This is a genomic window from Pseudomonas sp. P4_D7, assembly GCF_056401755.1.
This window is the reverse complement of record NZ_JBFUIR010000004.1, coordinates 1-25,770: the sequence shown is the minus strand read 5'-3', so window position 1 is coordinate 25,770 and position 25,770 is coordinate 1. Positions and strand designations below refer to the sequence as shown.

Sequence of the window (25,770 nt, the reverse complement as noted above, 5' to 3'; positions counted from 1 at the left end):
TAAAAAAATGGATCCCTGATTAATGGCCGGCAGTCACAAGCATAACCCCTCGCCGGATATGTCCGGCGGGGCCTGGCAGGTTCGGTTCCCCTGCGGCGCTACGCCTATGAAACGGAATCCTTGAAGAATAAGGTCACGGTCATGAAAGAATGCTCGACTCCTGCGCAAATCAAGGCTTGCAGAGCACTGGCTCTGGAACGCAATCGTCAATTGTTCGATAACGCTCACACCCTCAACCGCGCGGCCAATGCGCTGCTCGACGTTGAACACCTGGATATCGAGCAATTCGAGCACTACCGGGCGCTGCGCAAGAAAGCCGATTTGATGTTTGAAGATGCCATCGATCATTTGTGCGTGTTGAACGAGGATTTTCCGCCGATCCCGATGTCCTCGCAGAATTCGGTGGCATTGCGTCGAGAGCTTGAAACTGTGGAATGAGCCAGAACAGCCCCTCACCCTAGCCCTCTCCCAGAGGGAGAGGGAACTGACCGAGGTGAATGGTCGAGGTACGCCGACCTGAGATACCGAGTCGAACGCAGATTCTGACCACGACATTGAGATACCGAGTCGAACGCAGATTTTGAGTACAACGAAGATCTGCTCCCTTCCCCCTCGCCCCCATTGGGGGAGAGGGCTGGGGTGAGGGGGATCGATCTGAATGGCAACACAAAATCCGAGCGAATGAAAAAGCCCGGCGATATAAGCCGGGCTTTTGCGTGAAGACCAATCATCCCCCCGGATTGGTCACCTGAATAAACACCGCATAACTCCCCAGCAACACCCAGAACGTCGCAAAGATCCACGGCGTACGCACCGAAAACAGCAGCGACTTGCGATAGCCCTTGTGGCTCGATTCCATCTCGCTGAACAGCGGCGATTCGTCATACGCCAGGCCCATCAGCGGCTCGCTGTGCAGCAAGTGGCTTTGCTTGAAATGCCAGTGGTCGATGATGTCGTACGCCGCGCGAATCCCCGGCCAGGCGTTCAGTGAGCTGAGCAGCCCGAGCAGCGCAAGAAACGGTGGCACCACCAGCGTGAACAACTTGCCCCACTCCGGGTTGAGGTTGGCCATGCACGAGGCAAAGGCAATCACCAGAAACGACTGCGCCGCCAGATAAGCGTCGGTACGGTTGGCGAGGATGCTGGTTTCGTACTGGATCTCCCGCCGATAGAAATCCAGCCGTTCCTTGGGTGAGCCAAACATCTTGGCGTCATGTTCGGTCAGGGTTTCTTCAGCGGTGGGCTCAGTCAGTATGCGAGACAAAAGATGCACGCTCCGGGGCGGGGAAAACGTTTAGAAGTCCCCGTTGGCGCGCAAGTTCAGACGGATTGACCGACGCCTTGTTTCATCGATTGGGCAATGATTGCCACCAGATTCATCTGCGTAAACGGCTTGGGCAATCGTGGCAGTTGCGCGGCAAAGCCTTCCAGACGTTCGGCGTAGCCGGTGGCCAGGATGATCGGCAGATCCGGTTTGAGCACGCGCACGGCATGGGCCAGTTGCGCGCCGCTCATCTTCGGCATGGCCATGTCGGTGATCATCAGGTCGATGACCTCGCCCTGATCGAACAACGCCAGCGCTTGCGCACCGGACGTCGCACTGACCACCCGATGGCCGAGGTCTTCGAGCAGCAGACTGGTGCTGGTCAACACCAGCGAATCGTCATCCACCACCAGCACGCTGAGTCTTGGTACCACCACGGGCTCGGCGTGTGGCTGCAGCGACTTGCTGACGGTACCCTCGCCGGCCACCGGAATCCACAGTTCTGCCTTGGTGCCCTGGGCCTTGGCACTCTTGAGAATGAAACGGCCACCGAGTTGTTCCATGAAGCCGTGGACCATCGACAAGCCCAGCCCGGTGCCCTTGCCCAAGCCTTTGGTGGTGAAGAACGGATCTCTGGCCGACGCCAGCGTGTGCTCATCCATGCCCTCCCCGGTGTCGATTACGCTGAGGCAGACGTAACGCCCCGCAGGCAGATCCGAATGCCCCAGTTCAAGCACCACTTGCGGTTCAGCGCTGATGCTCACCGTACCTCCATCGGGCATGGCGTCGCGGGCGTTGGTCGCCAGATTGAGCAAGGCCAGCTCCAACTGATTGGTGTCCGCCAGCACCGGCTCGAGATCGTCGGGAAACCGCGTGTCGACACGGATACCCGGCCCCAGCGAACTGCGCAGCAAACCGCTGATGCCCTGAACCAATTGCGCAATATCGACTGACTCGGTCTTCAATTCCTGACGGCGGGCGAACGCCAGCATGCGCTGGGTCAGCGACACGCCGCGCAAGGCGCCTTGGGTGGCGTTTTCCAGCAGGCGGCTGATTTTCGCATCGTCGCCCACGCGCTTTTGCACAATCTCGAGGTTACCGAGAATCACCGTCAGCAGATTATTGAAGTCATGGGCAATGCCACCGCTGAGCTGACCGATGGCCTGCATCTTCTGCGCCTGGAACAGCGCTTCACGGGTTTTCTCCAGCGCCTGTTGCGCCTGGTGGGTCTCGGTGATGTCGCGGGTGATCTTGGCAAAACCGAGCAATGTGCCGGTGTCACCACGAATCGCATCGACCACCACATGAGCGAGAAACCGCGTGCCGTCCTTGCGCATGCGCCAGCTCTTGTTCTCGAAACGGCCCTCGCGGGTGGCGATTTCCAGCGCCCGTTGCGGCTCGCCGAGTTCGCGGTCCTCGGGGGTATAGAACAGCGAAAAATGCTGACCGATGATTTCTTCCGGCAGATAGCCTTTGATCCGCTGCGCGCCCTGGTTCCAGTTGCTGACCCGGCCTTCGGGACTGAGCATGTAGATGGCGTAGTCGGTGACGCCCTGCACCAGCAAGCGGAACTGCTGCTCGCTTTGCTTGAGGGTTTCTTCGGCCATTTTGCGGTCGGTCAGGTCGCGGGTGATCTTGGCGAAACCGAGCAATTTGCCGTCGGGATCAATGATCGGGTCGATGACCACATGCGACCAGAAATTGGTGCCGTCCTTGCGCACCCGCCAGCCCTCGCCTTCGAAACGTCCCTCACGGATCGCCGTGTCGAGCGCACGCTGCGGCAGACCGGCGGCGCGATCCTCAGCTGTATAGAAGCGGGAGAAATGTTCGCCGAGGATTTCCGCTTCTTCGTAGCCCTTGAAGCGTTTGGCGCCAGAGTTCCAACTGGTGATGATGCCGTCGGGATCGATCATGTAGATCGCATAGTCGACCACCGCATCGATCAACAGACGAAAACGCATCTCTTCGATCGCCGCGGTCTTGTTTTTCTCGCTCATCACACTCACCAGCCATTGTCATGAGCAGAAGTATGCGGTAATCCGGCAAATTGGGAAGCGTCCGTCTCATGATTGATTGCCCACCAGCGCGGCAGCAGCTGTTTGATCCGGCTCTCGGCAAAGCGATCGTCAATCAGCATGACCACGCCGCTATCCTCACGGGTGCGGATGACTCGCCCGGCGGCCTGCACCACTTTCTGCACGCCCGGGTACAGGTAGGTGTAGTCGTAACCGGCGCCGAAGATGGCGGCCATGCGGTGTTTGAGTTGTTCGTTGACCGGATTGAACTGCGCCAGCCCCAGGGTGGCAATGAACGCGCCGATCAGCTGCGCACCGGGTAAATCGATGCCTTCGCCGAACGCACCGCCCAATACGGCAAAGCCGACGCCCTGGCTGTGCGCGGTGAACTGATCGAGAAAGGCCTGCCGCGCCCCTTCGAGCATGCCCCGCGATTGCTGCCACAGGCTGATGTGCGGGTAACGCTCAGCGAGTAACGACGCCACTTGTTGCAGATAATCGAAGCTGCTGAAAAACGCCAGATAGTTGCCCGGACGTTCGCTGAACTGCCGCGCGATCAATTCGACGATCGGCTCCAGCGAGGCCTGACGATGGTTGAAGCGTGTCGAGATGCGACTGACGATCTGCACCTGCAACTGCTCGGCGCAAAACGGCGATTCGACGTCGATCCACACGGTGTCGGCGGGCGTGCCAAGCAAATCGGCGTAATAGTGACGCGGGCTGAGGGTCGCGGAAAACAGCACGCTGCTGCGCGCCGCTTTCAGGCGCGGGCCAATGAACGCGGCCGGCACCACGTTGCGCAGGCATAACTGCGACAGCGGCTTTTTGCGGTCGAGGTCGCGCTTGCTGATGTCGAACAGGTAATGCTCGTCGTACAGCTCCGCCACCCGGGCGAATTGCAGCAGGTCGAAATAGAAGTTCTGCAAGGCGCTGTCGAGGCCCTGCGGATGGTCATTGAGGTAATCGCCAATGGCCGCGCAACACAACGAGATCGCTTGCAGGAGTTTTTCCGGGGCCTTGTCGTAAGCCTGATACGCCGCCAGTTGCGGCGCATGCAGCGCGTTCCATTCACGGTTGATCCGTTGCAGGGAGCTTTTCAGCGGTGCCGGCGCGGTTTTGCGCACGCTGCCCAGGGTGAACTGATCAAGACTGGCGCTGTACATCTGCCGGCCGCGTTCGACCAGGTTGTGCGCCTCGTCCGCCAGCACCGCGACTTTCCATTGATTGAGCTGGGCCAGACCGAACAGCATGGCGCTGAAGTCGAAGTAATAGTTGTAGTCGGCGATCACCACGTCTACCCAACGGGCCATCTCCTGACTCAGGTAATACGGGCACACCGCGTGTTGCGCGGCGATCTCGCGCATGGCGGCTTGGTCGAGCAGGCGGATTCGGCTGGCCGCTTCCCGCGCGGCCGGCAGGCGATCATAAAAGCCCTGGGCCAACGGGCAGGATTCGCCGTGACAGGCTTTGTCCGGATGTTCGCAGGCCTTGTCGCGGGCGACCATTTCCAGCACCCGCAAGGGCAAGGCTGGTGACTGATCGAACAGCACCTGACTGGCATCCAGCGCCAGTTTGCGCCCAGGTGTCTTGGCGGTCAGGAAGAACACCTTGTCCAGTTGCTGCGGCGCCAGGGCCTTGAGCATCGGGAACAGCGTGCCGAGGGTTTTGCCGATGCCGGTCGGTGCCTGGGCCATCAGGCAACGGCCGGTGCTGACAGCTTTGAACACTGACTCCGCCAAGTGCCGCTGACCGGGACGAAAATCGGCATGGGGAAACGCCAGTTGCTGCGCGGCCAGATTGCGCGCTTCGCGATGGGCCATTTCCTGTTCGGCCCATTGCAGGAACAGCGTGCATTGCTGTTCGAAAAAGGCCTTGAGGGTTTCGGCGCTGAAGGCCTCGACCAGGCAGGTTTCCTTCTCGCTGACGATATCGAAATACACCAGCGCCAGATTGATCTGCTCAAGTTCGAGTTTGCGGCACATCAACCAGCCGTAGATCTTCGCCTGCGCCCAGTGCAACTGGCGGTGATTGGCCGGTTGCTTACTCAGGTCGCCACGGTAGGTTTTAACTTCTTCCAGGCAGGTTTGCGCCGGGTCGTAGCCGTCCGCCCTGCCCTTGACCTTCAACTGCAGAAACTCGCCTTCGAGCGCCACTTCGCTTTGATACTTTTCGCTGCGCCGCGAGGCCACAGTGCGGTGGCCGGCGATGCCTTCCAGCGCCGTGGGCGATGGGGTGAAGCGCAGGTCGAGGTCGCCGGTCTTGGCGGTGAACTCGCACAGTGCGCGCACGGCAATGCTGTAACTCAAGCGCTCTGCTCCGCCCATTGCACGTAACACACGGCCACCGGCATCTGGTGTTGGTGACAGAACTCAAGCCAGCGCAGCTGGTTGTCCTGCAGGCGATCGCCGGGGCCTTTCACTTCAATCATTCGGTAGGTTTTGTGCTGCGGCCAGAACTGGATCAGGTCGGGCATGCCGGCGCGGTTGGCCTTGATGTCGAGCAGCAAACGGTTGAACCAATGTTTAAGGTGCTCAGCGGGTAGACAGGCCAACGCCTGCTCAAGCAATTGTTCATTCACCGCGCCCCAGAATACGAATGGCGACTGGACGCCCCATTTGTCGACAAAGCGCTGGCGAATGGTCGCGGCATAGCGGCCGTCGTCGAGTTCGCTCAGGCACGCCTGGAACAGCTCAGCGCGGCGTTGCTGGAAATCTTCGTTGAGCAGGTCCACCGGGCCACGCTGAAACGGGTGGAAGAATGCCCCAGGCAACGGTGCGAAAATCGCCGGCCAGCACAACAGGCCAAACAGTGAGTTGATCAGGCTGTTTTCCACGTAATGCACCGGGCCGTCGTCATCGTGCAGATGCGCCTGCACGTAAAACTCCACAGACAAGGCTGGGTCGGTGCGTGGCAATTGCAGATCCAGCCGCTCGACCGGTCTGGCCGCTACGCGTTTGAGCGGCGGGCCACCGAGTTTGCGCCGCACCCTTGGCAATATCCGTTGCAGGCCTTGCTGCTCGGCAGCGCTTTCCGGCGCCTGTTCGGCCAGCGTGGCGAGCTCCAGTGCCAATGAGTATTCGCCGCTGCGCTCCAGCACGCGGATCATGCGTAAACGGGCGCCGGGATAGGCGCAGTCGCGGTAAATGCTCAGGGCCAGGGCAAACTCGCCGATGCGCTCGCAATACTGGCCGATCTGGAACAGCACCTTGCCACGCCGGCGCTGCAGCCACGGGTTGTCGAAGTGCAAGGCGCTGACCTGCGCAACAATGGTGTCCAGTGGCTCACCGGCCTCGAAACGCAATTGACAGTTGTGCAGGAACAGGCACGCATCGACGTCATCGCGACTGCGCAGGCCCCGCGAGTCGGCGCAGAATTCGACTTTTTCATAAGTGAAGATGCCAAGGTCGGCGAGGACGAATTCCGACCAGTCCTGATACAGGTTGCCGAAGAACATCAGCCGCAAGCGATCGCACAGGTCCATGATGGTCAGGCTGAACAAGCGATCATCGAGCAGCGGCGCCCAGTCGCGCAGGCTGCGAGCGTCTGCAAACTGCTCGGCGAGGAGCGGCAGCCAATCGTCCTTGCGGCCCTTGGGTTGCTCGATAAAGGCTGCGAACGCTTGCAGGATCTCGGCCTTGAGCAACACATCGAACAACTCGGCGAGGACCAGCGGCGCGTGTTCGTCGATCCAGCCGTACTCCAGCAAGGGCTGCGCGGCCTCGGCGATGTCACCGATTTCAAGGTAATTGAGTTTGCCGGCACGAAAATGCACACCCTTGCGCATCACCATCCGCACCAGCAAACCCTGCGACGCGCGCGGCAAGGCCTTGAAGTCGCGGATGAACGCGTGTTCCGGTTCGCTCATTACATCGGCATAACGAAGCTCAAGCCAATCAAGCACTTGCCGGAAGTTGTTAAGGTAATAGAACGGATCGTCGAGGGGATTGGCAGTCACGGGGATTCTGGGCCATGGCAAGCGAGTACTGGTTATGCGTACAGATACCAGCTGTGCCCCGCCCGGCGCAAACGGAAAATGATCAATGGCATTTTTTCGCCGGGCTATCGAACTTTTCCTCCGGGGATGGCACCAACCGCGTTAGAGGGCCGACAATGCTCGGCATCACATCGAATGAGGATTTAGAGGTGGGTATGAAAATCAAAGCACTGGGCATCCCTTTCGCCATCGCCGCCGCGCTGGCACTGGCCGGTTGCTCGACGCCGACGGTGGTCACCCTGCAGAACGGCACCCAGTACCTGACCAAGGACATGCCGAAGACCAAAACCAAGGACGGCTTCTATGAGTTCGAGGATATTTCCGGGGCCAAGGTGAAGGTCCGTGCCGATGAAGTGGCCACTGTGCGCGAAGAAGACTAGGTTTCGCTCGCGTCGATCGTTCCCACGCTCTGCGTGGGAACAATCATCGCGTGTTATTCGAAAGTCGGCATGCCCGGCAGGCTGCCGTCGCACGGCATGTACGTGCCACCCCGCTTGACCACTTCGCCCTGCAAACGCCGACAACGATCCAGATCCTGCTGCGTCATGCGATCGATGCTCAGATTGCCGGTGGTTTGTGGCTGCTTGCCGTCACCCAGGCGCAGGGTCACGAACGGTTGTTCGGGCTGAATCTGAAAGCGACTCTTCTCCTCGACCGGTTCGACCACTTCGCTTTTCGGTGGGCTCGGCAGTTGCTCGGTGGTGACGCCGTAACGGCTCAAAATCGAACTTTGAGGCAGATCGGCGCAGGCATTGGCCGAACACAGCGCCAGTGCGACGAACCCGACATACCCCTTGAAACCTTTCACGTTTGAATCTCCTGTACCCAATGGCGGCTAGCTATAGAACGTGTGTGCACGTGCTGGCTTTAGGCCGCAATTCCTGTTTTGCAGGGGTTTGAGTCAGGTCGTGGCCATCGAGTCACTTTTGAAACCGAGTTGACTCCAATCGCTAGCAGGCTAGCTCCCACAGGGGATTTGTAAACGACACAGATCCAGTGTGGGAGCGAGCTTGCTCGCGAAGGGGGCCTTAAAGGCGCCCCATCAACATCAGGCAATCACAATACCGTCAGCACTCAGGCTATTCAGCGACACCCCGACCAACGTCACCGAATCGTTGCCAAACGTCAGCACCGTGTCCTGCCCGACAGTCGCAGCATGAGCCCGGAAATCCTCCGCCGGCAAAACGCCCTGCACACCGAGAAACACCAGTTTGTCATTGGATGTGAAACCGAGCACCCGATCCTGCCCAAACGCACCGTTGAACAGAAACGTATCCGCCCCGCCCCCCGACTCCATCAGGTCGTTACCGGCGCCGCCGACAAACACGTCATTGCCGACGCCGCCAATCAGGTGATCGTTGCCGTCCAGCCCGAACAACCAGTCGCCACCGGCATGCGCCTTCAACGTATCGGCGCCGCTGGTGCCTTTGACGCTGGATTCGTACGCGGTGACGTTGTTGCCGACCTTCAAGCCGCCGGCCGTGACGCTGTGGGTCACATCGTCCTTGAACAGGCCCCAGAGAAAGCCCGGTTCCTTGGTGACAATGCTGCCGATATCGCGGGTGATGCTGATCCCGCCGTTGGCGTCGCGCACGTACAAATTGCCGGCACCGTCATTGGCGAAGTCGAAGTTTTTCACCGCACTTTGCAGATCGAGGGTGTTGTTGCCCTGCCCGCCAAGGATGACGTTGTAGCCACCACTGTCGCGGAAGGTGTCATTACCGGCGCGGCCTTCCAGGTAATCGTTGCCGCTGCCGCCCTGGATCAGATCGTTGGCGTCACTGCCAATGATGAACGTGCTGCCCTTGTGGGTTTCGGCGTTGCGGTTGAGGTCCTGTACCCAGGTGTTGGCCCGCGCCGGGTCCGAGAGGTTGGCGACGATGATCGTCGAGTCGCGGCTGGTCAGGTCGTAGAATTTTGAGTCGATCACCCGGTTCATACCGTCGCCATACGCGGTCGGCAAGTGCGAGATCCAGGTGGGAATGTTGAGGATCGAGTACGGCAGCAGATTCCACGCGGTCGAGGCGTAGTGATCGTTGAAGCTGACGATGTTGTCGGTGGCCGAGACCTTGGGCGCATCGTGCACGCCGATCGAAGCACCGGTGAAGGTCGAGCCGTCGAGGGCGCGAAACACCGGGTCGTTTTCGTAGCCGACGTTGAGCACTTTGTCGGTGCTGCTTTGCGTTGGCGAGGCGTAGGCGATGTAGTTGGAATCGGCGAAGAAACCACCCCACTTGCCCCCGCTCAGGTCGGCCATGCTGTTGACCGCCAGGCCACCGAGGCTGTGGCCACTGACGAGAACGTCCTTGCCGCTGAGGCCGTTGGCCTTGGCAAACGCCACCACGTCATTGAGCAGATTGCCGAAGGCTTCGCCGACGTAATTCTTCGCGTAATCCTTGGGACCGAAGGCGGCGAGCAGGTCGTTGATCACGTCGCCGATGGAGTCGAGGATCAGGTTTTCCCGCGGGCCGCTGGTGCCGCGAAAGGCAACACCGAGTTCGGTGAGATGGCCCTGGGCGTCGTACTTGCCGAGGATTTCCACTTGCGCGGTGGTGTAGCCGGCCTTCTCGCCGAAGAAGGTTCCGCGCGCATCGGTCTTGCCGTCATAGCCCAGTTGCGAGGCGGTGATGGGCGTCCAGCCGGCCTTTTTCACCGCGTCGAGGGCGAGTTTTTCCGAGTCGGGGTTCCACGGAATGCCGGGAATCACCCCTTGCGAATCGCTGCCGCCGAGCAGCGCCGTGACCAGCGTGGCGGGCAGGCCGAGGCCGAAACCGTTGTGCTGATAACCGGCGGCAAAGCCGTTATCGAGGTTGTGATAGGAATACAGCGTGATCGCCATGGCATCGTTGAACAACGCCTTGGAATCGGCTGTGCCGAAGTTCTTGTAGTCATACACACCCATTGCTATTGCCTCTCTCTTGTTGGAATTGTTAGAGATAGCTCACAGCCAGGGCGCCCCACGGGGACGCCCCGGAGCATTTCAGTACTACTTGTTGCTGTTCACTGTGGGAGCGAGCTTGCTCGCGAAAGCGGTGTGTCAGGTACCAATACTTCAACTGACACTACGCATTCGCGAGCAAGCTCGCTCCCACATTGGATCTACGCGAACATGAAACTGGAGTCCGACAGGTTAGCCACTCCCACCCCGACCAGGGTCACGGCATAGTCGCCAATCTTCAGCACGGTGTCGTTGCCGGCCTGCGCCGCGTGCTGCTTGTAGTCGTAGCCCTGCCCCGCGCCTTCGACGCCCATGAACACCAGTTTGTCGCTGCCCTGATAACCGTTGATGGCATCAAAACCGAACGCGCCACTGAACAGGAAGGTGTTGTTGCCACCCACTGCGCTCATCACGTCATTGCCGGCGCCACCGACGAAGGTCACATGACCCTTGTCGCTGATCAGTTTGTCGTCGCCACCGAGGCCGAACAGCCAGTCACCGTCAGCCGTGGCGTGCAGCGCATTGCCGTAGCCATCGCCGCTCAGCGAGTGGTTGTACTGGGTCAGTTCGTTGCCATTGGTGAAACCTTTGGCCGTAACGCCCCAGGTGATTTCCTTGCTGCCCCACCACGAACCCGACTCCTTGCTCACCAGCGCGCCGATGTCGCGGGTCATGCTGATGCCGCCGTAGGCGTCGCGCACGTACAGCGTGCCGTCACCGTCGTTGGCGAAGCTGAAGTTCTGCAATGGTTTCTGCAGTTCGAAGGTGTTGTGGCCCTGGCCACCGAGCAGGATGTTGTAGCCGCCGTCATCACGGAACCGGTCATCACCGCCCAGGCCTTCGAGGAAGTCGTTGCCCGCGCCGCCCTTGAGCCAGTCGCTGCTCTGGGTGCCGATGATGAACGTGCTGCCGGTGTGCGGCTCGCCACTGCGGCCGAGATCTTCGACCCAGGTCTTGCCGCGAGAAGCTTCTTCCAGATTGGAGACGATGATCGTCGAGTCTTTATGGGTCAGGTTGTAGAACTTCGAATCGATGACCCGATTCAAGCCATCGGCATAACCCAGCGAGCTGTGGGCCGACCAGTTCAGCGGATTGACGATGCTGAACGGCACCAGGTTCTGCGCGGTGGACGCGTAGTTGTCGTTGAAGTTGACGATGTTGTCGGTGGTCGAATCGTGGGGCTTGTCGTGCTTGCCCATCGAGGCGCTGCTGAACGTGGTGCCGTCGAGCACGCGGAACACCGGATCGTTCTCAAAGCCGATGTTCAGCACATTGTTGCCGGTGCTGCTCTGGGTTGGCGAGGCGAAGGTGATGTAGTTGGCGTCCTTGAAGAAGCCGCCCCAGTTGCTCGCGCTCAATTCGGCGACGCTGTTGACGCCGAGCCCGCCGAGGCTGTGACCGCTGAGCAGCACGTCCTTGGCGGCAATACCGTTGGCAATGGCGAATGTGGCGACCGCCTTGAGCAGGTTGTCGAAGGCATTTTTCGCGTAGTTGCTCGCGTAATCCGACGGCCCGATGGCGGCCAGCAGGTTGTTTTTCAGGTCGCCGAAGGTGTCGCTGTAACCCAGCCCGCCGGTGCCACGAAAAGCGACGCCGATGCCGATCAATTTGCCGGCGGCGTCGTACTTGCCGAGCACTTCGGCCTCGGCGCTGGTGAAGCCGTCCTTCTCGCCGAAGAACGTGCCTTGCGGCCCGACCTTGCCCTGATAACCCAGCGCGGTTGCCGTGAGCGGCGCCCAAGCGGTGGCCGGCAGAGGCTTGCCGGTCGGCGTGTAGGCATACAGCGTCAGTGCGATGGCGTCGCTGTACAACGCTTTGCCATCGGCATTTTTATAATCGAACAGTCCCATGTTGTGCTCTCTCTTCCTTCAAAAACCGGCAGTTCCGCAGAACTGCCGGTACGCCTTAGAACTGCCAGTTGAGGGTCAGACCCACGCCGTGGTCTTTCTCGTTGTTACCGATCAGGCCGTTGTAATCCAGGTTCACCCGCACATCGCGGTTGAGCGCCAGACCCGCACGCACACCGACCACCGCCGCATCGCGATCCATCGACACGCTCTGCACGGTGAACGCGCTGTTGCCATTGGCAAACGCCAGATGGCTGTCCGCGTCGACATTGCTCAGGTTGTGCTGCCAGCCGAGGCTCGCGCCCAGTTCCAGCTGATGCTGATCCGACAGCGCGAAGCTGCGCTTGGCACGCACGCCGAGGGTCGACAGCACCACATCGCGGTTGTCCTCACCGCCCTTCAGCGCGGCGGCGTCACCTTTTTCGGTGAAGCTTTCGGTGTTCAGGTGCACATAGGACAGATTGGCGAACGGCTCCAGGTTCATCGGTTGCAGGCCCAGATCATAGGCGGCCTCGGTGAACACTTGCGTGGTTGCGGCATCGTGCTTGGTCTTTTGTTTTCCGCTCACGTCCCCGAACTGCAGGTCACGTTTGACGTCGACACGGTGCCAGCTGTAGGCGCCGCCGACGGTCAGACGCAGCGCATCGATCTGATGGCCCAGGTACGCACCCAAGTGGTAGCTGTCGACTGACGCCGACGAATGCGTGCCGCTGCCCATGCTCAATGAGCTGTCGCTATAACCGGTAACGAAACCCAGACGGGTATCTTCAGCGATCAAGCCATCGACACCGGCCAGCAGGCCGCCAATGGAGCTGTTGGAGTCGGCATTGTCATGCCCGCCATCGCTCTTGCCCCACGAACCCAGGACCTTGACCCAGGCGTTGCTGCGATCGTCAGTCGGTGCGCCAGCGTTGAACAGATCACGCTCGCGCAGACGTTCGCCAACGGCTTCACGCAGGTAACGGCTGTCGTTGATCAGCATCGTGCCAATGGCCGGATGGATCTCGCCGGACAACTGCTGGAAGGCTTGCTGCGCCGACGCCGCATTCGGCGACAGCAACAGGGTTTCAAACAGCGCGTTACCAGCGCCCAGACGCTCGGCCGCCGCACCGACCGCACGCTGGTTCGGCGTCAAACCGACGCTGGCGAACGAAGCGTCGTTACGCCCGACCGCCAACTGGATGCCATCGGCCGAGTACGCCAGCGTGCCGCCGAGAAAGGCGTAATCCGGCAACACCTGACCGAAGCGGCCTTCAATACCGCCCGCCGCTTGCAGGATGTTGTAGCGCGTGCCGAGCAGGCTTTGCACTTCATTGGTGCTCAGCAGCGTCGGGCTGTTTTCCAGCGACATGCTCACTGTGGCGCCTTCAATCACGGCTTTGCCGGTAGCGATGATCTGATCGCTGCTGGTCGGCGATAGCTCTACGGCGTAGGTCGAACCCGGCTCGAAGGTCACATCCCCGGCCACGTTCATCGTGCCGATGGAGTTACCCGGAGCCACCGTACCGCCGCTGTTCACCGACAGCGCGCCGATGTGGCCATTGCCGCCGAGGATACCGCCGTCATTCACCGTCACCGCCGATTGCAGCGAACCGTTGATGGCCAGGCGCCCCTGATTGACCAGGGTCGGGCCGCTGTAAGTGTTGTTGCCGGTCAGCACCAGCGTGCCGATACCTTGCTTGGTCAAACCGCCGTGACCGGAAATGTCGTTGCGCCAGGTGTCGAGGCCGCAGGTGATGTCGGTGCACACACGCTCGGTCGGTTTGCCTTGATCGATGATTGCGCCGATGCCCGGCAGATCCGCGACAAACTGGCCGGAGCCGTAAGCGCCGTCGATGCGGAATTCGGCCGGGATGTCCTGCTCCGTGACGAACATCGACGGGCCGTCAATGCCTTTGCGCAGGTTGATCATGCCCCAGCCGTACAAGGCGTCGATGCCCGGTGCGCCGAGGTCGGTGGCCGTAGTGCGCAAGACCGTGGCGACCTGATCACCGCTCATGTACGGGAAGCGCTCCATCAGCACCGCCATGGAACCGGCGACATGCGGCGCGGCCATCGAGGTGCCGTTGTAGTTTTTGTAGCCGGTGGTCAGGTTGTCGGCGTTGGTGCCCTCGATGATCGAGCTGAAAATCTTTGTGCCCGGCGCCGAGACGCAGAAACTCGCGGTGTAGCCGCAACGCGAAGAGAACGTACTCATGATGTACGGATTGGCGCTGGCCAGGTCCGGGTTCTTCTGCAGCGCGGCGACGGTGATCCAGTTCGGCGCGATGTCCGGGACAAAATAGCCGAGGCCGGCGATGGCGTCCGGGTTGTTGAGGTTGTAGTCGTTGCCGGCGGCGAAGATCGTCACGATGCCACTGCGCGCGGCGGCAATCGCACCGTCGTAGGCGCCGCCGGGCTTGGTGCCGAGCAGCGTGCGGATTTCGTTGAACTGCACTTGCGCGTCATTGACGGTGAAGTGCGGGTACGCCGGATCGCGGCCGCCGAGGTCGAAACGGTCAGTGATGCCTATGCCCCAGCTGTTGTTGATGATCCGCGCGCCGCTGGCGATCAGTGCGTCCCAACCGGCCTTGTACACCGCGCCGTCGTTACCGCGAACGATGCCGTCTTCCGGGCCCGGGTCGCCGTTGTCGGCGCTGATGATCTGCGCACCGAATGCCACGCCGTGCATCGGCCCGCCGTCGCGACTGCCGGCGGCGATACCGCCGACGTGGGTGCCGTGGGCGCCGAGTTTGCCGTCGGAACCGACCGAGGGCGAACCGTCATAACGGAACGCATCGCCGGCTTTGACCGGGATGTACGGGTCGGTGTATTCGCGAATCCCGCTGGTGACCAGGGTGACGACTTTATTGCTGCCGGAGAACTCCGGGTGCGCGGCATACACCGGCTGATCAAAGATCCCCAGTTTCACGCCTTTGCCGGTATAGCCGGCGGCGTAGGCGTGATCGGCACCGATCGCGCCCAGGCCCCAATCGGCCTGGAACTCGGCACTGCGCCAACTCGACGGATCGCCCGTACGACCGCTCTCCACGTAGGGTGCGGCGTGGGCGGTGCCGATGGCACAGAGCACGGCGAGCGTGAGGGTTTTCAGGGCAAAGCGGCCTCCCGTTTGCGCGGGGGTATTGTTGTTATTCATCCAGCGACCTTCCTTAGTGATGTTGCGAAAAATCCGTCTCTTCAGCTGTTGATCGTTCCCACGCTCCGCGTGGGAATGCCTCTAGGGACGCTCTGCGTCCAGTGACGCGGAGCGTCACGGGCTGCATTCCCACGCAGAGCGTGGGAACGATCAGCGTGGGTTAGAACTGCCAGTTCAGGCTCAAGCCAACGCCATGCAGCTTTTCGCGACTGGCAAGTTGTCCGTTGTAATCAAGGTTGACCCGTACGTCCTTGCTCAAGGCCAGGCTGGCCTGCACGCCAACCAGCGCCGCATCGCGCACCAGCGCTGAACTCTCCACCGCGTAAGGCGTGCCACCGCTGGCAAAGCGCAGATGCTGCTCGGAATCGATGTCGCTGAGGCTGTGCTGCCAGCCGAGATGGCCACTCACGTCGAGTGATTGCGCGGGCGAAAGATTGAAGGTCTTGATCGCTCGCACACCGAGGGTGCTCAGCACCGCGTCACGTTGATCGCCGGAGCTTTTCAACGCCGCAGCGTCGCCCTTCTCGGTCAAACCTTCAGTGTTCAGATGCACGTAAGCCAGGTTGGCGAATGGCTCCAGCGCCAGTGGTTGCAGGTGCAAGCGATAAGCCGCCTCGCCGAATACTTGTGTGGTCGCCGCGTCGACTTTGGCTTTCTGTTTGCCACTGACATCGCCGTATTGCAGATCACGCTTCACATCGGCGCGATGCCAGCTGTAGGCCGCGCCGGTGCTCAAGCGCCACGCGCCGAGTTCACGGCCGGCGTACGCGCCGAGGTGGTAGCTGCCGACCTTGGCCGAGGAATGCGTGCCCGAACCCATGCTCAGCGAACTGTCGCTGTAACCGCTGACCAGACCGATCCGGGTCTGCTCGTCCAGCGCGCCGTCGACACCGGCCAGCAGCCCGCCAATCGAGGTGTTGTAGCCCGCCGTGTCGTGGCTCGAATCAGTCGTGCCCCAGGCGCCGAGCGCCTTGACCCAGCCATTGCTTTGCGCAGCAGTTGTGTCGTGCAGACGCTCGCCTACTGCGTCACGCAACTGGCGGCTGTCGTTGATCAGCATCGAACTCAACGCCGGGTAGATCTCGCCGCTCAACTGCTGGAAGGCCTGTTGTGCGGAACTCGCATCGGGTGAACGCAACAGGCTTTCGTACACCGAGCTACCCGCGCCCAAGCCTTCGACGGCAGCCGCCACCGAGCGCTGATTCGGCGTTTGCCCGACACTGGCGAAGGTGGTCGCGTTACGTTCGATATCGAGTTGAATGCCATTGGCGGCGTAGTCGAGGCTGCCGCCGATAAACAGGTAATTCGGCAGCACGGCACCGAATTGGCCCTGAATGCCGCCGGCCGCTTGCAGGATGTCGTACTGGCGACCGAGCAGGCTTTGCGCCTCAGTGGTGCTGAGCAGCGTCGGGCTGTTTTCCAGCGACAGGCTGACCGTGGCGCCGCTGATAGTGGCGGTGCCGCCGGCAACGATGCGGTCGCTGCTGGTTGGCGACAGTTCAACGGCGTAGGTCGAGCCCGGCGCGAAGTTCACATCGCCAGCGACATTCAAGGTGCCGATGGAGTTGCCCGGCGCCACGCGGCCGCCGCTATTGGCGGTCAACGCGGCGATGCGGCCGGAACCGCCGAGGCTGCCGCTGTCATTCACCGTCACGGCAGACGTCAGCGAGCCGTTGACCGTGAGCAAGCCGCCATTGACCGTGGTTGCACCGCGATAGGTGTTGTCGCCGGTGAGGATCAACTGGCCGCCGCCGGACTTGATCAGGCTGCCTTGATACACCCGGCTCGCCGCTGCCGTATCACGGGCAGTGCCGACCGCGTAATCGGTCTGATCCTGCTGACTGGCACCGGCAGCAACGCCGTTCTGCCAGCCCTTGACTTGCAGGGTTTGCTGCCAGGCGCTGTGCTCGGCGAGGTCTTCCGCCTGCCGCTGAATCAGCGCCTTGTCGGAGATGTCATTGCTCCAGACATCGCGCTGCCCTGCCCCCAAGTTGGCATCAAACGCACCGAGCAATTGCCCTGGCCCGCGCATCGCCCGGTTCAGGTTGGCCACGCCCCAGCCGACCCGCTCGGTCGGCGCAGCGGTGACAGAGCCATCCAGTTGCGTCGCGGTAGTCAGCAGCACTTCGAGCGCCTGCTGATTGGTCATGTACGGGTAGCGTTCCATCACCAGCGCCAGTGCCCCGGTCGCATGCGGCGCCGACATCGAGGTGCCGGACTTGATCGCGTAATCACCCCCGGGAATGGTGCTGTCGATCTTCGCCCCCGGCGTGGTGATGCACCAGTATTTGGCGAGGCCGCACTGGTTGTACTTTTGCTGATTGCTTTGATCGAGGCCCGACACGGCCAGCCAGTGGCCTTCCAGATCCGGCTGAAAGTACGGCAGCGCGGAACGCACGCTGGCGTTCGGATAGCCGCTGTTGCCGGCGCTGAATACGTTGATCACGCCGCGCCGGGAAACATCCGCTGCCGCATCGAGCCAGGTGCCTTTATTCCAGTGCTGAGCGTACGCGGCGTGCAGATCGGCCAGTGTCCGGTAGCTGACATCCGGCGGCTGGCTGCCCCAACTGTTGTTGATCGCGCGCACGCCGGCATCGGCGAGGGCGTCGTATACCGCTTTGAAATAGCGCGGATCGGGGTTGGGGCCGAAGAGGAAGCTGTCGTTTTTGTTGGTGTTGCCGACGTAGATCTGCGCGTTGTACGCCACGCCGTGCATGCCGGTACCGTCGCGTGAGGCGCCCATGGTGCCAACGACATGCGTGCCGTGGGAGTCGTTGTTGGGGTTGAGGATGCCATTGACGTTGAACAGTGAACCGTCAATGTAGCTGCCGCTGGCCATTACCGGGTGATAGCGGTCGCTGGCAAATTCCGGGTGGGCGGCATCGAAACCGGAGTCGAGGGCGCCGATTTTCACGCCTTTACCGGTGATGCCGGCGGCGTAGGCTTGCTCAGCCTGCATCCGGCTCAGGCCCCAGTCGCGGAGGAATTCGGCGCTGCGCCAACTGCCGGGATCGCCGGGTTGGCCGGTTTCAAGATATTGCGCCTGAGCCTGGGTTGCGAAAATCACAAGCAGCAGGGTACCGACCGAAATTGGCTTGATGCGTACGTCCATGTTCACCACTCACTTTTATTGTTTTATGCAGGTTTTTCTGCGGTGTTGCCTGTTCCCCTCACCCCAGCCCTCTCCCCCAGGAGAGGGAGCTGACCTAGGTGTTTTGCGTCTTACATCGACCTGAAAAACCGCGTCGCTYATCCCCTCACCCCAGCCCTCTCCCTCMGGAGAGGGAGCTGACGGCGGTGTCTTGCGKCATKCATCGASCTGAAAAACCGCGTCGCTTATCCCCTCACCCCAGCCCTCTCCCCTAGGAGAGGGAGCTGACCGCGGTGTCTTGCGTCATGCATCAAGCTGAAAAACCGGCTCGATGTTGGATTCGGTGCCGCTCGTTCAGGTCGGCGTACTTCTGCAATATCCCCGGATCAGTCCCCTCTCCCTCTGGGAGAGGGTTAGGGTGAGGGCTGTTGAGCGACCACAAATGCCTCATCCACCCGCGCCAGATCCTGCTCGTTCAAGGTCCCGGCGTAATAATGCAACTTGGTCCAGGCCATCAAATAGTCGTACCGCGCCTGCGCCAGATCGCGGCGGGTGGTGAACAACTGCTGCTCGGCGTTCAACGCGTCGAGGTTGGTCCGCTCACCACCGAGGATGCTTTGCTTGGTGGACAACACCAGCGCTTCCGCCGAGCTCAATGCCTTCTGATAAGCGCGCAATTTGCTCACCCCGGACAAACAAGCGCTGAACTGCCGCCGCAGTTCAATCAACGTCTCACGCGTCTTGCCGTCCAGCTCGTACTCCGCCTGCTCCATAGTGCGGCTGGCCTGACGCGTCGACGCCGACACCCCGCCACCGGCATACAACGGCACGCTGACTTCAAAACCGATGGTGTTGGTTTCGTAGCGCTGGTTGTAGGTGTTGCCGCTTTCCGATTCGTTCTGGCGCATCGACGCGTAAGCACTGACTTTCGGCAAATGCCCGGCGCGATTGCGTTCCACTTCATACCGCGCGACTTCCACGGCCTGGCGTTGCGAAGCCAGATTCGGGTTATTGCTCACCGCCATTTCATGCCAGGTGTCGTAATTGGCAGGCATCAGCGCGAATGTCTGGAAGTTCTGATCGAGCGGCGCCAGATCACCGATGTCCACCGCCGGCGTACCCACCAGCGCACCCAGCTCCCGTAGCGCGGCGTCCTGTTCGTTACGCGCCTCTATCTCCTCGGCAGTCGCCAGTTCATAACGCGACTCAGCCTCGAGAATATCGGTACGCGTGCCCTCGCCTTGCTTGAACATGTGTTCGTTCTGCTGGAACTGCTGCTCGTACGCCTTTTTCTTCGCCTGAGCGATGTCGATCTGGTCCTGCGCGAACAGTGCCTTGGTGTAGTTGTCCAGCACGCGAACCAGCAACTCCTGGCTCTTGCCGCGAAAGTTCTCGTCGGCAAACAACGACTGCGCGACACCTTTGCGATACGCGGCATAAGCCTCGTAGTCGAGCAGCGGTTGTTGCAGGGTCAGCGCCGAGCCGTAACTGCTGTAGTTACGATCGTCGGTACGGTTACGCGCGCGCTCATCGAGAGACGTCGCTTTCGACGAGTTGCGACCCTTGTTGTAGGTGTAACCGATGCGCGGCAACAGGCCGGCGCGGCCAATGGCGCGGTTTTCCAGGCCGGCATCGCGTTCCTTTATCGCGCCGAGGAACACCGGGTCATTGCGCAACGCCTGTTCGTAGATCTCGAACGGCCCCATGGCCGCCACTGCCGAGTGACTCGCGAGCAGCAAGAATGCTGCTGCGAGCGTGGAAAGCTTATTCATACAGCCGCACATCCTTATTCTTCGGTCAGCGCAGAGCCGGCCCGGTCAAGCAGCGGTTTGAACAGATAGTTGAGCAGTGAACGCTCACCCGTACGCACGAACATTTCTGCCGGCATGCCGGGCTTGATCACCAGACCGTTGAGTTTTTCCATGGCCTGGTCGCTGACACTGCTACGCAACACGTAGTACGGCACGCCGGTTTTCTCATCGACCATCTGGTCGGCGGAAATCAGGCTGACTTCGCCCGGTACACGCGGGGTTTTGCTCTGGTTGAACGCGGTAAACAGGATGTCCACCGGCAAATGCGCGCCGACCTTGTCGATCAGGTTGATCGGCAAGTGCCCTTCCACTTCCAGCGTGGTGCCTTGCGGGACGATCTCCAGCAACGTTTCACCCTGACGCACCACCGCGCCTTCGGTGTGCACGCCGAGGTTGACCGCCACGCCATCGGCAGTGGCGATGATTTCGCTGTGTTGCAGGTCGAAACCGGCGGAAGTCAGTTGCTCCGACAGAGTCACGCTTTTCAACTGCGCGTCGGCCAGTTGCGTGCGGACTTCCTTCTGGTATTCCTCGGCGTGCTGTTGCAGTTTCAGCCGCGACTCGAGGATGCCCTGCTCGACCCGGCCGCTTTCGCCGGTGTTTTCCGCCAGTTGCTGCTGCACTTGCGACAGTTGCCGCTGGTATTCCATCAAGCGGTTGCGCGGGATGTAGCCGTTGTCGGCGAGCGGCTGCAGATTGCTCAACTGTTGTTGCAGCGAGTCGGCCTGGGCATTGAGATCGGTGCGGGCGCGGCGCATGCCGGCCAGTTGTGCGGTGGCGCCTTCGATGCTCGCACGCAGTCCGGCCTGCTCGCGGTAGTAAGCCTCGCGACGGCTGCTGAACAGTTGCCGCTGACCTTCCAGCACCAGCGCCAGGCGCGGATCCGGGTCATTGCTCAGCTCAGCCGGAAAGGTCACTTGCTTGAGGTTGTCACGCTCAGCCTGCCAGCGCGCGAGACTGGCCCAGGCCATGCGGTATTGCGCTTGCAGCGACTGCACGTCAGCGGCGACTTGCGTTTGATCGAGGCGGAACAGCGGCTGGCCCTGCTTCACGATTTCGCCTTCGCGCACCAGAATCCGGCTGACTACGCCGCTGCTCATCGACTGCACGGCTTTGCGCTTGCCCGAGACCACGACCGTGCCTTGCACCGGAATGCCTTGATCCAGCGGCGCCAGGGCCGCCCAGGTGAAGAAACTGCCGGCGCCAACGATCGCCAGAATCCAGCCCATGCGCGCGAAAAACTTCGCATCGCGCTCCGGGCGTTCGGTGATGTAGGCGTGTTCCATGCTCGCTTCGTTTTCAGTGTTCATGCTTGCGCTGCTCATACACCCGAATTCCTTGTCGAGGGCTGATACTGTCGGCTCATGCTGAGCCCGCCCGGTGCCGGTGCAGCTTTTTCCCGTTGTTGTTCTTGCTGGCCGGAAAGTGCCTTAAGCACATCCTGACTCGGGCCGAAGGCTTGCAGACGCCCGTCATTGAGCACCAGCAGTTTGTCGGCCTGGGCCAACACCGAAGAACGGTGCGTGACCAGCACCACCGTAGTGCCTTGGGCTTTGAGCGCGGCGATGGCGCTGGCCAGTGCCGCTTCACCGACGGTGTCGAGGTTGGAATTCGGCTCATCCAGCACCACTAGACTCGGCGTGCCGTACATTGAACGCGCCAGTGCCACACGCTGCTTCTGGCCGCCGGACAAACCACTGCCGTCCTCGCCCAGTTGCGTGTCGTAGCCTTGCGGCAGGCGCAGGATCATTTCGTGGACGCCGGCCTGTTGCGCAGCGGCGACGACTTTCTGCGGATCGGCCTCGCTGAAACGCGCAATGTTCTCGGCGATGCTGCCGCTGAACAGCTCGATGTCTTGCGGCAGATAACCGATATAGGGACCGAGTTGGTCGCGGTTCCAGCGATGGATATCCGCGCCATCGAGACGCACGGTGCCGCCGAGAGTCGGCCAGACCCCGACCAGCACACGGGCCAGCGTCGACTTGCCGGAACCGGAAGCACCCAGCACACCAAGCACTTCACCGGCGCCCAAGTTGAAATTGACCATCTGCAGGGTCGCCGCACGTTGCCCCGGTGGACCGGCGCTGACTTGTTCGAAGGTGATCTGGCCTTTCGGCGCCGGCAGCGCCATAGCGTCGTCACTCGGCGGGAACGCTTGCAGCAATGCGTCGAGACGGCGGTAAGCCAGCTTCGCCCCGCTCCACTGTTTCCACACCGCAATCAACTGGTCGATCGGACTGAGCACGCGGCCCATCAGGATCGAACCGGCGATCATCATCCCGGCGGTCATGTCGCCCTTGATCACCAGCAAAGCGCCCAGGCCCAAGACCAACGATTGCAGGCACAGGCGCAGGGTTTTACTCAGCGAGCTGATCACCGCACCGGTGTCACTGGCCTGATTTTGCAGACCGAGGAAGCGCGAGTGCACCTGGAACCAGCGCTTGCGCAGGGAACCGAGCATGCCCATCGCCTGAATGGTTTCGGCATTGTGCAAATGGCTGGTGGCCAACTGGCTGGACTTCTGCGAATAACCGGCCGCTTCGCCCAGCGGCTTTTTGGTCATGTATTCGTTGAGGCAGGCCAGGCCGATCAGCAGCAGTGCGCCTGCTGTGGCGAGCACACCGAGCCAGACGTTGAACAGGTAAATCACAAACAGGTAGACCGGGAACCATGGCGCATCGAAAAACGCGAACAGCGCCGGCCCGGTAACGAATTGACGAATGTGCGTCAGGTCGCCCAGTGATTGCCCGGCGTTGCCCTCGCCCTTGAACAGGTTGCGCTCGAACGCCGCCTGGTAGACGCGCAGGTTGAAGCGGCGCTCCAACTGGCTGCCGATGCGAATCACGATAAAGCTGCGCACCACTTCCAGCAGGCCTATAAAGGCGAAGAAACCGACCACCATCAGCGACAACATCGCCAGGGTCGTTTCGTTCTGCGACGACAGCACCCGGTCATAGACCTGGAGCATATAGATGGAGGGCACCAGCATCAGCACGTTAATCAGTGCGGTAAAACAGCCGACGCTGATCAGGATACTTTTGTAGTCACCCAATGCCTTGAATAAGGGAGCGGTGGCTGGGGCCTTCGCCATCTTCATCGATTTTTCCTGAAATGATTGGGCCCGCCACACTTGGGCGGGGCTTCAATTAATGTTCCGCTTACCTGCGAAAGATGACTTGCAAGTACCCGTTTACACTTTCATAACAACTTGCGCAAATAACAGCGGTGCAGTTGTCGTTCGGCGTTTCTTATAACCAGCTTGTGGCGCTTTATATTAAAACCTTGTCGAAAACTGGATCATCATTACTATTGCGCTGCGCGCTCAAGTGTAATCACCAGGCCCGACTTCAAAGTGGTCAGATAAAGCCCGTCACGTTGTCGGCTGAAGAACTGGATTCTTGAGCCTTCCTTGCCGGTGATGGACAGGCCGTCAGGGTCGGGAAACCAGCCGATCGATGCTTGCTCAAGCCATGCACCGAGGCAATCGGCGCCCTCTCCCAAGGTCTTGTTTACATTCAATACCAGGGCGCAGGTATTGGAAGGTTTGTCCTGCTGCTTTTGCGCTTGTGGGTCCTCACCTCGGGTGGACAACGTCGCTTGCCACTGCCCGGCAAATACTGAAGGTTCTTCAAGTCTGAGGCTGCTTGCCATGCTGGTTTCTCCTGAAATCATGATCAGCGCCGCCGAGAGCCACGCCATTGCCTTGTAGGTAAAAGCTTTATAGATCATGGGAATATTCGCTCCGGCGTGTAGCCTTGCTTACCGAGCAACACGATGCAAGTGGAGAAAGCGGCGTATCACACGCCGCTTTCCACTTCTACATCACGCCACGATGTCGCTGGTGACTGCCTGGCCAACGGTGCTGACCTGGAAGTCCGCCACGCCGTGCCCGGAGAAGTCCACCGACAGCAGGCTGTTGCCGCCCGACGAAGTCAGGATGGCGTCACCGGCAGAACCGGTGAAGCTACTGACGAAGTGCAGGCCGGCACCGTTGGTGATACCGGTCAGATCGATTTTGTCGAGACCGCTGACGAAATCGAGGATCTGATCGATTGCACCTGGCTTGGAGTCCGAGCTGGCCGCGAACACAAAGGTGTCGGAACCGGCGCCACCCCACAGTTTGTCGGCACCACCGCCACCCCAGAGGATGTCGTTGCCGGCACCGCCCTTGAGTTCGTTGGCCACGCTGTTGCCGATCAGCAGATCGTTGCCAGAACCACCGATAGCGTTCTCGATGATCGCGCCTTTGGCGATGGATACGTTGCCCACCATGCCGCCAACGTCGGAGAACGAGGCATCATTGAGGTTGATCTTCTGGTTCTGGGTGAAGCCCGAGAAGTCCAGAGTATCCTTGCCGCCCGCGTCCCACACTGAGAACACCACTTTGTCACTCGACGACGAAGCGCTGAGGAAATCACGGCCAGTGTTGGAGTTGAAGCCGTAGGTGGTGTCACCGGTACGGGTGGTGGTGTTGGCACCGTAAAGCTTCTGGATAGCAGCGATATCGTCCATCAGCGGGCCGGACGAATACGCTTCGACACCGCCCTTGCTGAAGTTCTGACTGGTGTTGCTTTCGCTCCAGTAGCTCATGACGCTATAGCCGCGAGTGTCTTGGCCGTAGGACGCGTCGTTGTAGGTCGGGTTGCCATTCCCGGCGTTGTAGTCACCAGGGTGAGCGAGGCCCAGGCTATGGCCGATTTCGTGAGTCAGGGTCTGACGACCGTAGTTGTTCAGATCCGGATTCTTGTTCTGCGTGTAGCCACTGTTGATCAGGTACCACGAGGTGCCGTCATAACCGGCGCCGGTGCCTGGCAGATAGGCGAACGCTGCAGCGCCATCCTGGCCACCGCTGTAGTTACCGAAGGTCATGTGGCCGTCACCGCCCGAGGCTTTCTCGGTGAAGGTCACGTTGGCCACGTCAGCCCAGGATTGCATGGCGAGCTTGGCCTGGGCCTGTTGTTGTGCACTGAACTGACTGAACCCAGTGATCCCGTGCTTGTTCATCGTGCTGGACGATGCCGAGGTCAGGAACGTATAGGTGAGTTCGATCTTGCCGCTGCCATCCTTGTCCTGGTAGGCAGCGCCGTCGCGCAGCAACTGGGTTGCGGCCTGGTCGACGGAAAAGGAGGGTTTGCCATTGACCGTGAGGTTGCCACCGCGGTCGTACTGATGGCTGAAGCTATTGATCTGGTTGTACGCCGAGCTGAAGGCTGACAGCTGGAAAGCCTGTTCGGCGGTATCAATAGCATTCGTTTTAACTTTCGACATAAACACACTTCCTTGTTTAGCAATGGAACAGTTTTTGTCCGATAGGACTCTCTCTGGCGAGATCGTCCTATCACTCGCCCAATGAAGGCGTAAGAAACCTGACACAATTTGAAATCTGCCGTAAAGGATTTTTTTGAGATCAAATCGAGCTGTTTCCGGAAACTGCCGTAAACAAAGCGTGCGAGGTCGAAAGAATGTTTTAGTTGCGAAGCTTTTGCCTAATTGTCTGACGATTTTCTATTTAAATATTAAATATGGGTAAGTTGTTTTTTGTTAGCCGCGTCTCACTTTCCTGCACTTTATTAGTGCGATGCCAGTGTATTGATATCAACCCTTTAAACGCTGAAAGACATTGTGGGAGCGAGCCTGTTCCGGGCGGCGTTCCGACGAAGGCGTCGAGTCAGAC

Annotated in this window: 16 protein-coding genes; 2 read left to right on the top strand and 14 right to left on the bottom strand. The window is 60.5% G+C overall.

The annotated features are described in order from the left end of the window. The first annotated feature begins 141 nt into the window (after positions 1 to 141). Positions 142 to 438 (top strand): hypothetical protein, encoded by a 297-nt coding sequence (locus tag AC1DVF_RS04770; protein WP_099759219.1) that lies wholly within the window; start codon positions 142 to 144, stop codon positions 436 to 438. Between the two features lie 289 nt (positions 439 to 727). On the opposite strand, the gene AC1DVF_RS04765 is transcribed toward AC1DVF_RS04770, so the two are convergent. Genes AC1DVF_RS04765 through AC1DVF_RS04750 form a run of 4 tightly spaced genes read right to left on the bottom strand, consistent with a single transcriptional unit; the run spans position 728 to position 7,234 of the window. After that, on the bottom strand, positions 728 to 1,264 hold the full coding sequence (locus AC1DVF_RS04765) for a hypothetical protein (RefSeq protein WP_016983364.1): 537 nt from the start codon (positions 1,262 to 1,264) through the stop codon (positions 728 to 730). A gap of 56 nt (positions 1,265 to 1,320) precedes the next feature. Further along, positions 1,321 to 3,261, bottom strand: a complete 1,941-nt coding sequence (locus AC1DVF_RS04760; protein ID WP_477782122.1) for a hybrid sensor histidine kinase/response regulator — start codon at positions 3,259 to 3,261, stop codon at positions 1,321 to 1,323. 5 nt (positions 3,262 to 3,266) lie between these two features. Continuing rightward, complete coding sequence (locus AC1DVF_RS04755; protein WP_477782121.1) at positions 3,267 to 5,585, bottom strand: ATP-dependent DNA helicase; 2,319 nt, start codon at positions 5,583 to 5,585, stop codon at positions 3,267 to 3,269. After that, positions 5,582 to 7,234, bottom strand: a complete 1,653-nt coding sequence (locus AC1DVF_RS04750; RefSeq protein ID WP_477782120.1) for a VRR-NUC domain-containing protein — start codon at positions 7,232 to 7,234, stop codon at positions 5,582 to 5,584. The genes AC1DVF_RS04755 and AC1DVF_RS04750 overlap by 4 nt, the downstream gene beginning before the upstream one ends. 194 nt (positions 7,235 to 7,428) lie before the next feature. Here AC1DVF_RS04750 and AC1DVF_RS04745 point away from each other — a divergent pair, with 194 nt between their 5' ends. Continuing rightward, on the top strand, positions 7,429 to 7,653 hold the full coding sequence (locus AC1DVF_RS04745; protein ID WP_095049074.1) for a YgdI/YgdR family lipoprotein: 225 nt from the start codon (positions 7,429 to 7,431) through the stop codon (positions 7,651 to 7,653). Positions 7,654 to 7,706: 53 nt separating this feature from the next. Here the strand turns inward: AC1DVF_RS04745 and AC1DVF_RS04740 are convergent, their stop codons facing one another. The 10 genes from AC1DVF_RS04740 to AC1DVF_RS04695 all read right to left on the bottom strand — a co-directional run bounded on the left by AC1DVF_RS04740 (position 7,707) and on the right by AC1DVF_RS04695 (position 25,364). Continuing rightward, positions 7,707 to 8,081 (bottom strand): hypothetical protein, encoded by a 375-nt coding sequence (locus tag AC1DVF_RS04740; RefSeq protein WP_477782119.1) that lies wholly within the window; start codon positions 8,079 to 8,081, stop codon positions 7,707 to 7,709. Between the two features lie 240 nt (positions 8,082 to 8,321). Further along, positions 8,322 to 10,175 carry a polyurethane esterase gene (locus tag AC1DVF_RS04735; RefSeq protein ID WP_477782118.1) on the bottom strand — a complete coding sequence of 618 codons (1,854 nt, stop codon included), beginning with the start codon at positions 10,173 to 10,175 and terminating at the stop codon, positions 8,322 to 8,324. 197 nt (positions 10,176 to 10,372) lie between these two features. Beyond that, positions 10,373 to 12,061 (bottom strand): polyurethane esterase, encoded by a 1,689-nt coding sequence (locus tag AC1DVF_RS04730; RefSeq protein ID WP_477782117.1) that lies wholly within the window; start codon positions 12,059 to 12,061, stop codon positions 10,373 to 10,375. A 55-nt stretch (positions 12,062 to 12,116) separates the two neighbouring features. Then, entirely contained in the window at positions 12,117 to 15,194 is a 3,078-nt protein-coding gene (locus tag AC1DVF_RS04725; protein WP_477782116.1) for an autotransporter domain-containing protein, read from the bottom strand. Positions 15,195 to 15,354: 160 nt separating this feature from the next. Next, positions 15,355 to 18,306, bottom strand: coding sequence for an autotransporter serine peptidase EprS (gene eprS, locus AC1DVF_RS04720; RefSeq protein WP_477782115.1), 2,952 nt, complete (start codon positions 18,304 to 18,306; stop codon positions 15,355 to 15,357). Between the two features lie 392 nt (positions 18,307 to 18,698). After that, entirely contained in the window at positions 18,699 to 20,069 is a 1,371-nt protein-coding gene (locus tag AC1DVF_RS04715) for a TolC family outer membrane protein (protein WP_477782114.1), read from the bottom strand. A 2-nt stretch (positions 20,070 to 20,071) separates the two neighbouring features. Next, the gene (locus AC1DVF_RS04710) at positions 20,072 to 21,421 is read right to left on the bottom strand and encodes an HlyD family type I secretion periplasmic adaptor subunit (RefSeq protein ID WP_034154169.1); all 1,350 of its coding nucleotides are present in this window, start codon (positions 21,419 to 21,421) and stop codon (positions 20,072 to 20,074) included. Further along, on the bottom strand, positions 21,418 to 23,193 hold the full coding sequence (locus AC1DVF_RS04705) for a type I secretion system permease/ATPase (protein ID WP_460099850.1): 1,776 nt from the start codon (positions 23,191 to 23,193) through the stop codon (positions 21,418 to 21,420). Before AC1DVF_RS04705 ends, AC1DVF_RS04710 begins: the two co-directional genes overlap by 4 nt. Positions 23,194 to 23,402: 209 nt before the next feature. After that, positions 23,403 to 23,825, bottom strand: a complete 423-nt coding sequence (locus tag AC1DVF_RS04700; protein WP_477782113.1) for an AprI/Inh family metalloprotease inhibitor — start codon at positions 23,823 to 23,825, stop codon at positions 23,403 to 23,405. Positions 23,826 to 23,918: 93 nt separating this feature from the next. Beyond that, entirely contained in the window at positions 23,919 to 25,364 is a 1,446-nt protein-coding gene (locus AC1DVF_RS04695; protein ID WP_186621607.1) for a serralysin family metalloprotease, read from the bottom strand. Positions 25,365 to 25,770: the final 406 nt, after the last annotated feature.

What these genes read in the sequence shown, in the direction of transcription:
- AC1DVF_RS04770 (WP_099759219.1), top strand. Translation starts at nt 142, where the DNA reads ATGAAAGAATGCTCGACTCCTGCGCAAATCAAGGCTTGCAGAGCACTG.
- AC1DVF_RS04760 (WP_477782122.1), bottom strand. Translation starts at nt 3,261, where the DNA reads ATGAGCGAGAAAAACAAGACCGCGGCGATCGAAGAGATGCGTTTTCGT.
- AC1DVF_RS04745 (WP_095049074.1), top strand. Translation starts at nt 7,429, where the DNA reads ATGAAAATCAAAGCACTGGGCATCCCTTTCGCCATCGCCGCCGCGCTG.
- AC1DVF_RS04735 (WP_477782118.1), bottom strand. Translation starts at nt 10,175, where the DNA reads ATGGGTGTGTATGACTACAAGAACTTCGGCACAGCCGATTCCAAGGCG.
- AC1DVF_RS04730 (WP_477782117.1), bottom strand. Translation starts at nt 12,061, where the DNA reads ATGGGACTGTTCGATTATAAAAATGCCGATGGCAAAGCGTTGTACAGC.
- AC1DVF_RS04725 (WP_477782116.1), bottom strand. Translation starts at nt 15,194, where the DNA reads ATGAATAACAACAATACCCCCGCGCAAACGGGAGGCCGCTTTGCCCTG.
- eprS (WP_477782115.1), bottom strand. Translation starts at nt 18,306, where the DNA reads ATGGACGTACGCATCAAGCCAATTTCGGTCGGTACCCTGCTGCTTGTG.
- AC1DVF_RS04715 (WP_477782114.1), bottom strand. Translation starts at nt 20,069, where the DNA reads ATGTGCGGCTGTATGAATAAGCTTTCCACGCTCGCAGCAGCATTCTTG.
- AC1DVF_RS04710 (WP_034154169.1), bottom strand. Translation starts at nt 21,421, where the DNA reads ATGAGCAGCGCAAGCATGAACACTGAAAACGAAGCGAGCATGGAACAC.
- AC1DVF_RS04705 (WP_460099850.1), bottom strand. Translation starts at nt 23,193, where the DNA reads ATGAAGATGGCGAAGGCCCCAGCCACCGCTCCCTTATTCAAGGCATTG.
- AC1DVF_RS04700 (WP_477782113.1), bottom strand. Translation starts at nt 23,825, where the DNA reads ATGATCTATAAAGCTTTTACCTACAAGGCAATGGCGTGGCTCTCGGCG.
- AC1DVF_RS04695 (WP_186621607.1), bottom strand. Translation starts at nt 25,364, where the DNA reads ATGTCGAAAGTTAAAACGAATGCTATTGATACCGCCGAACAGGCTTTC.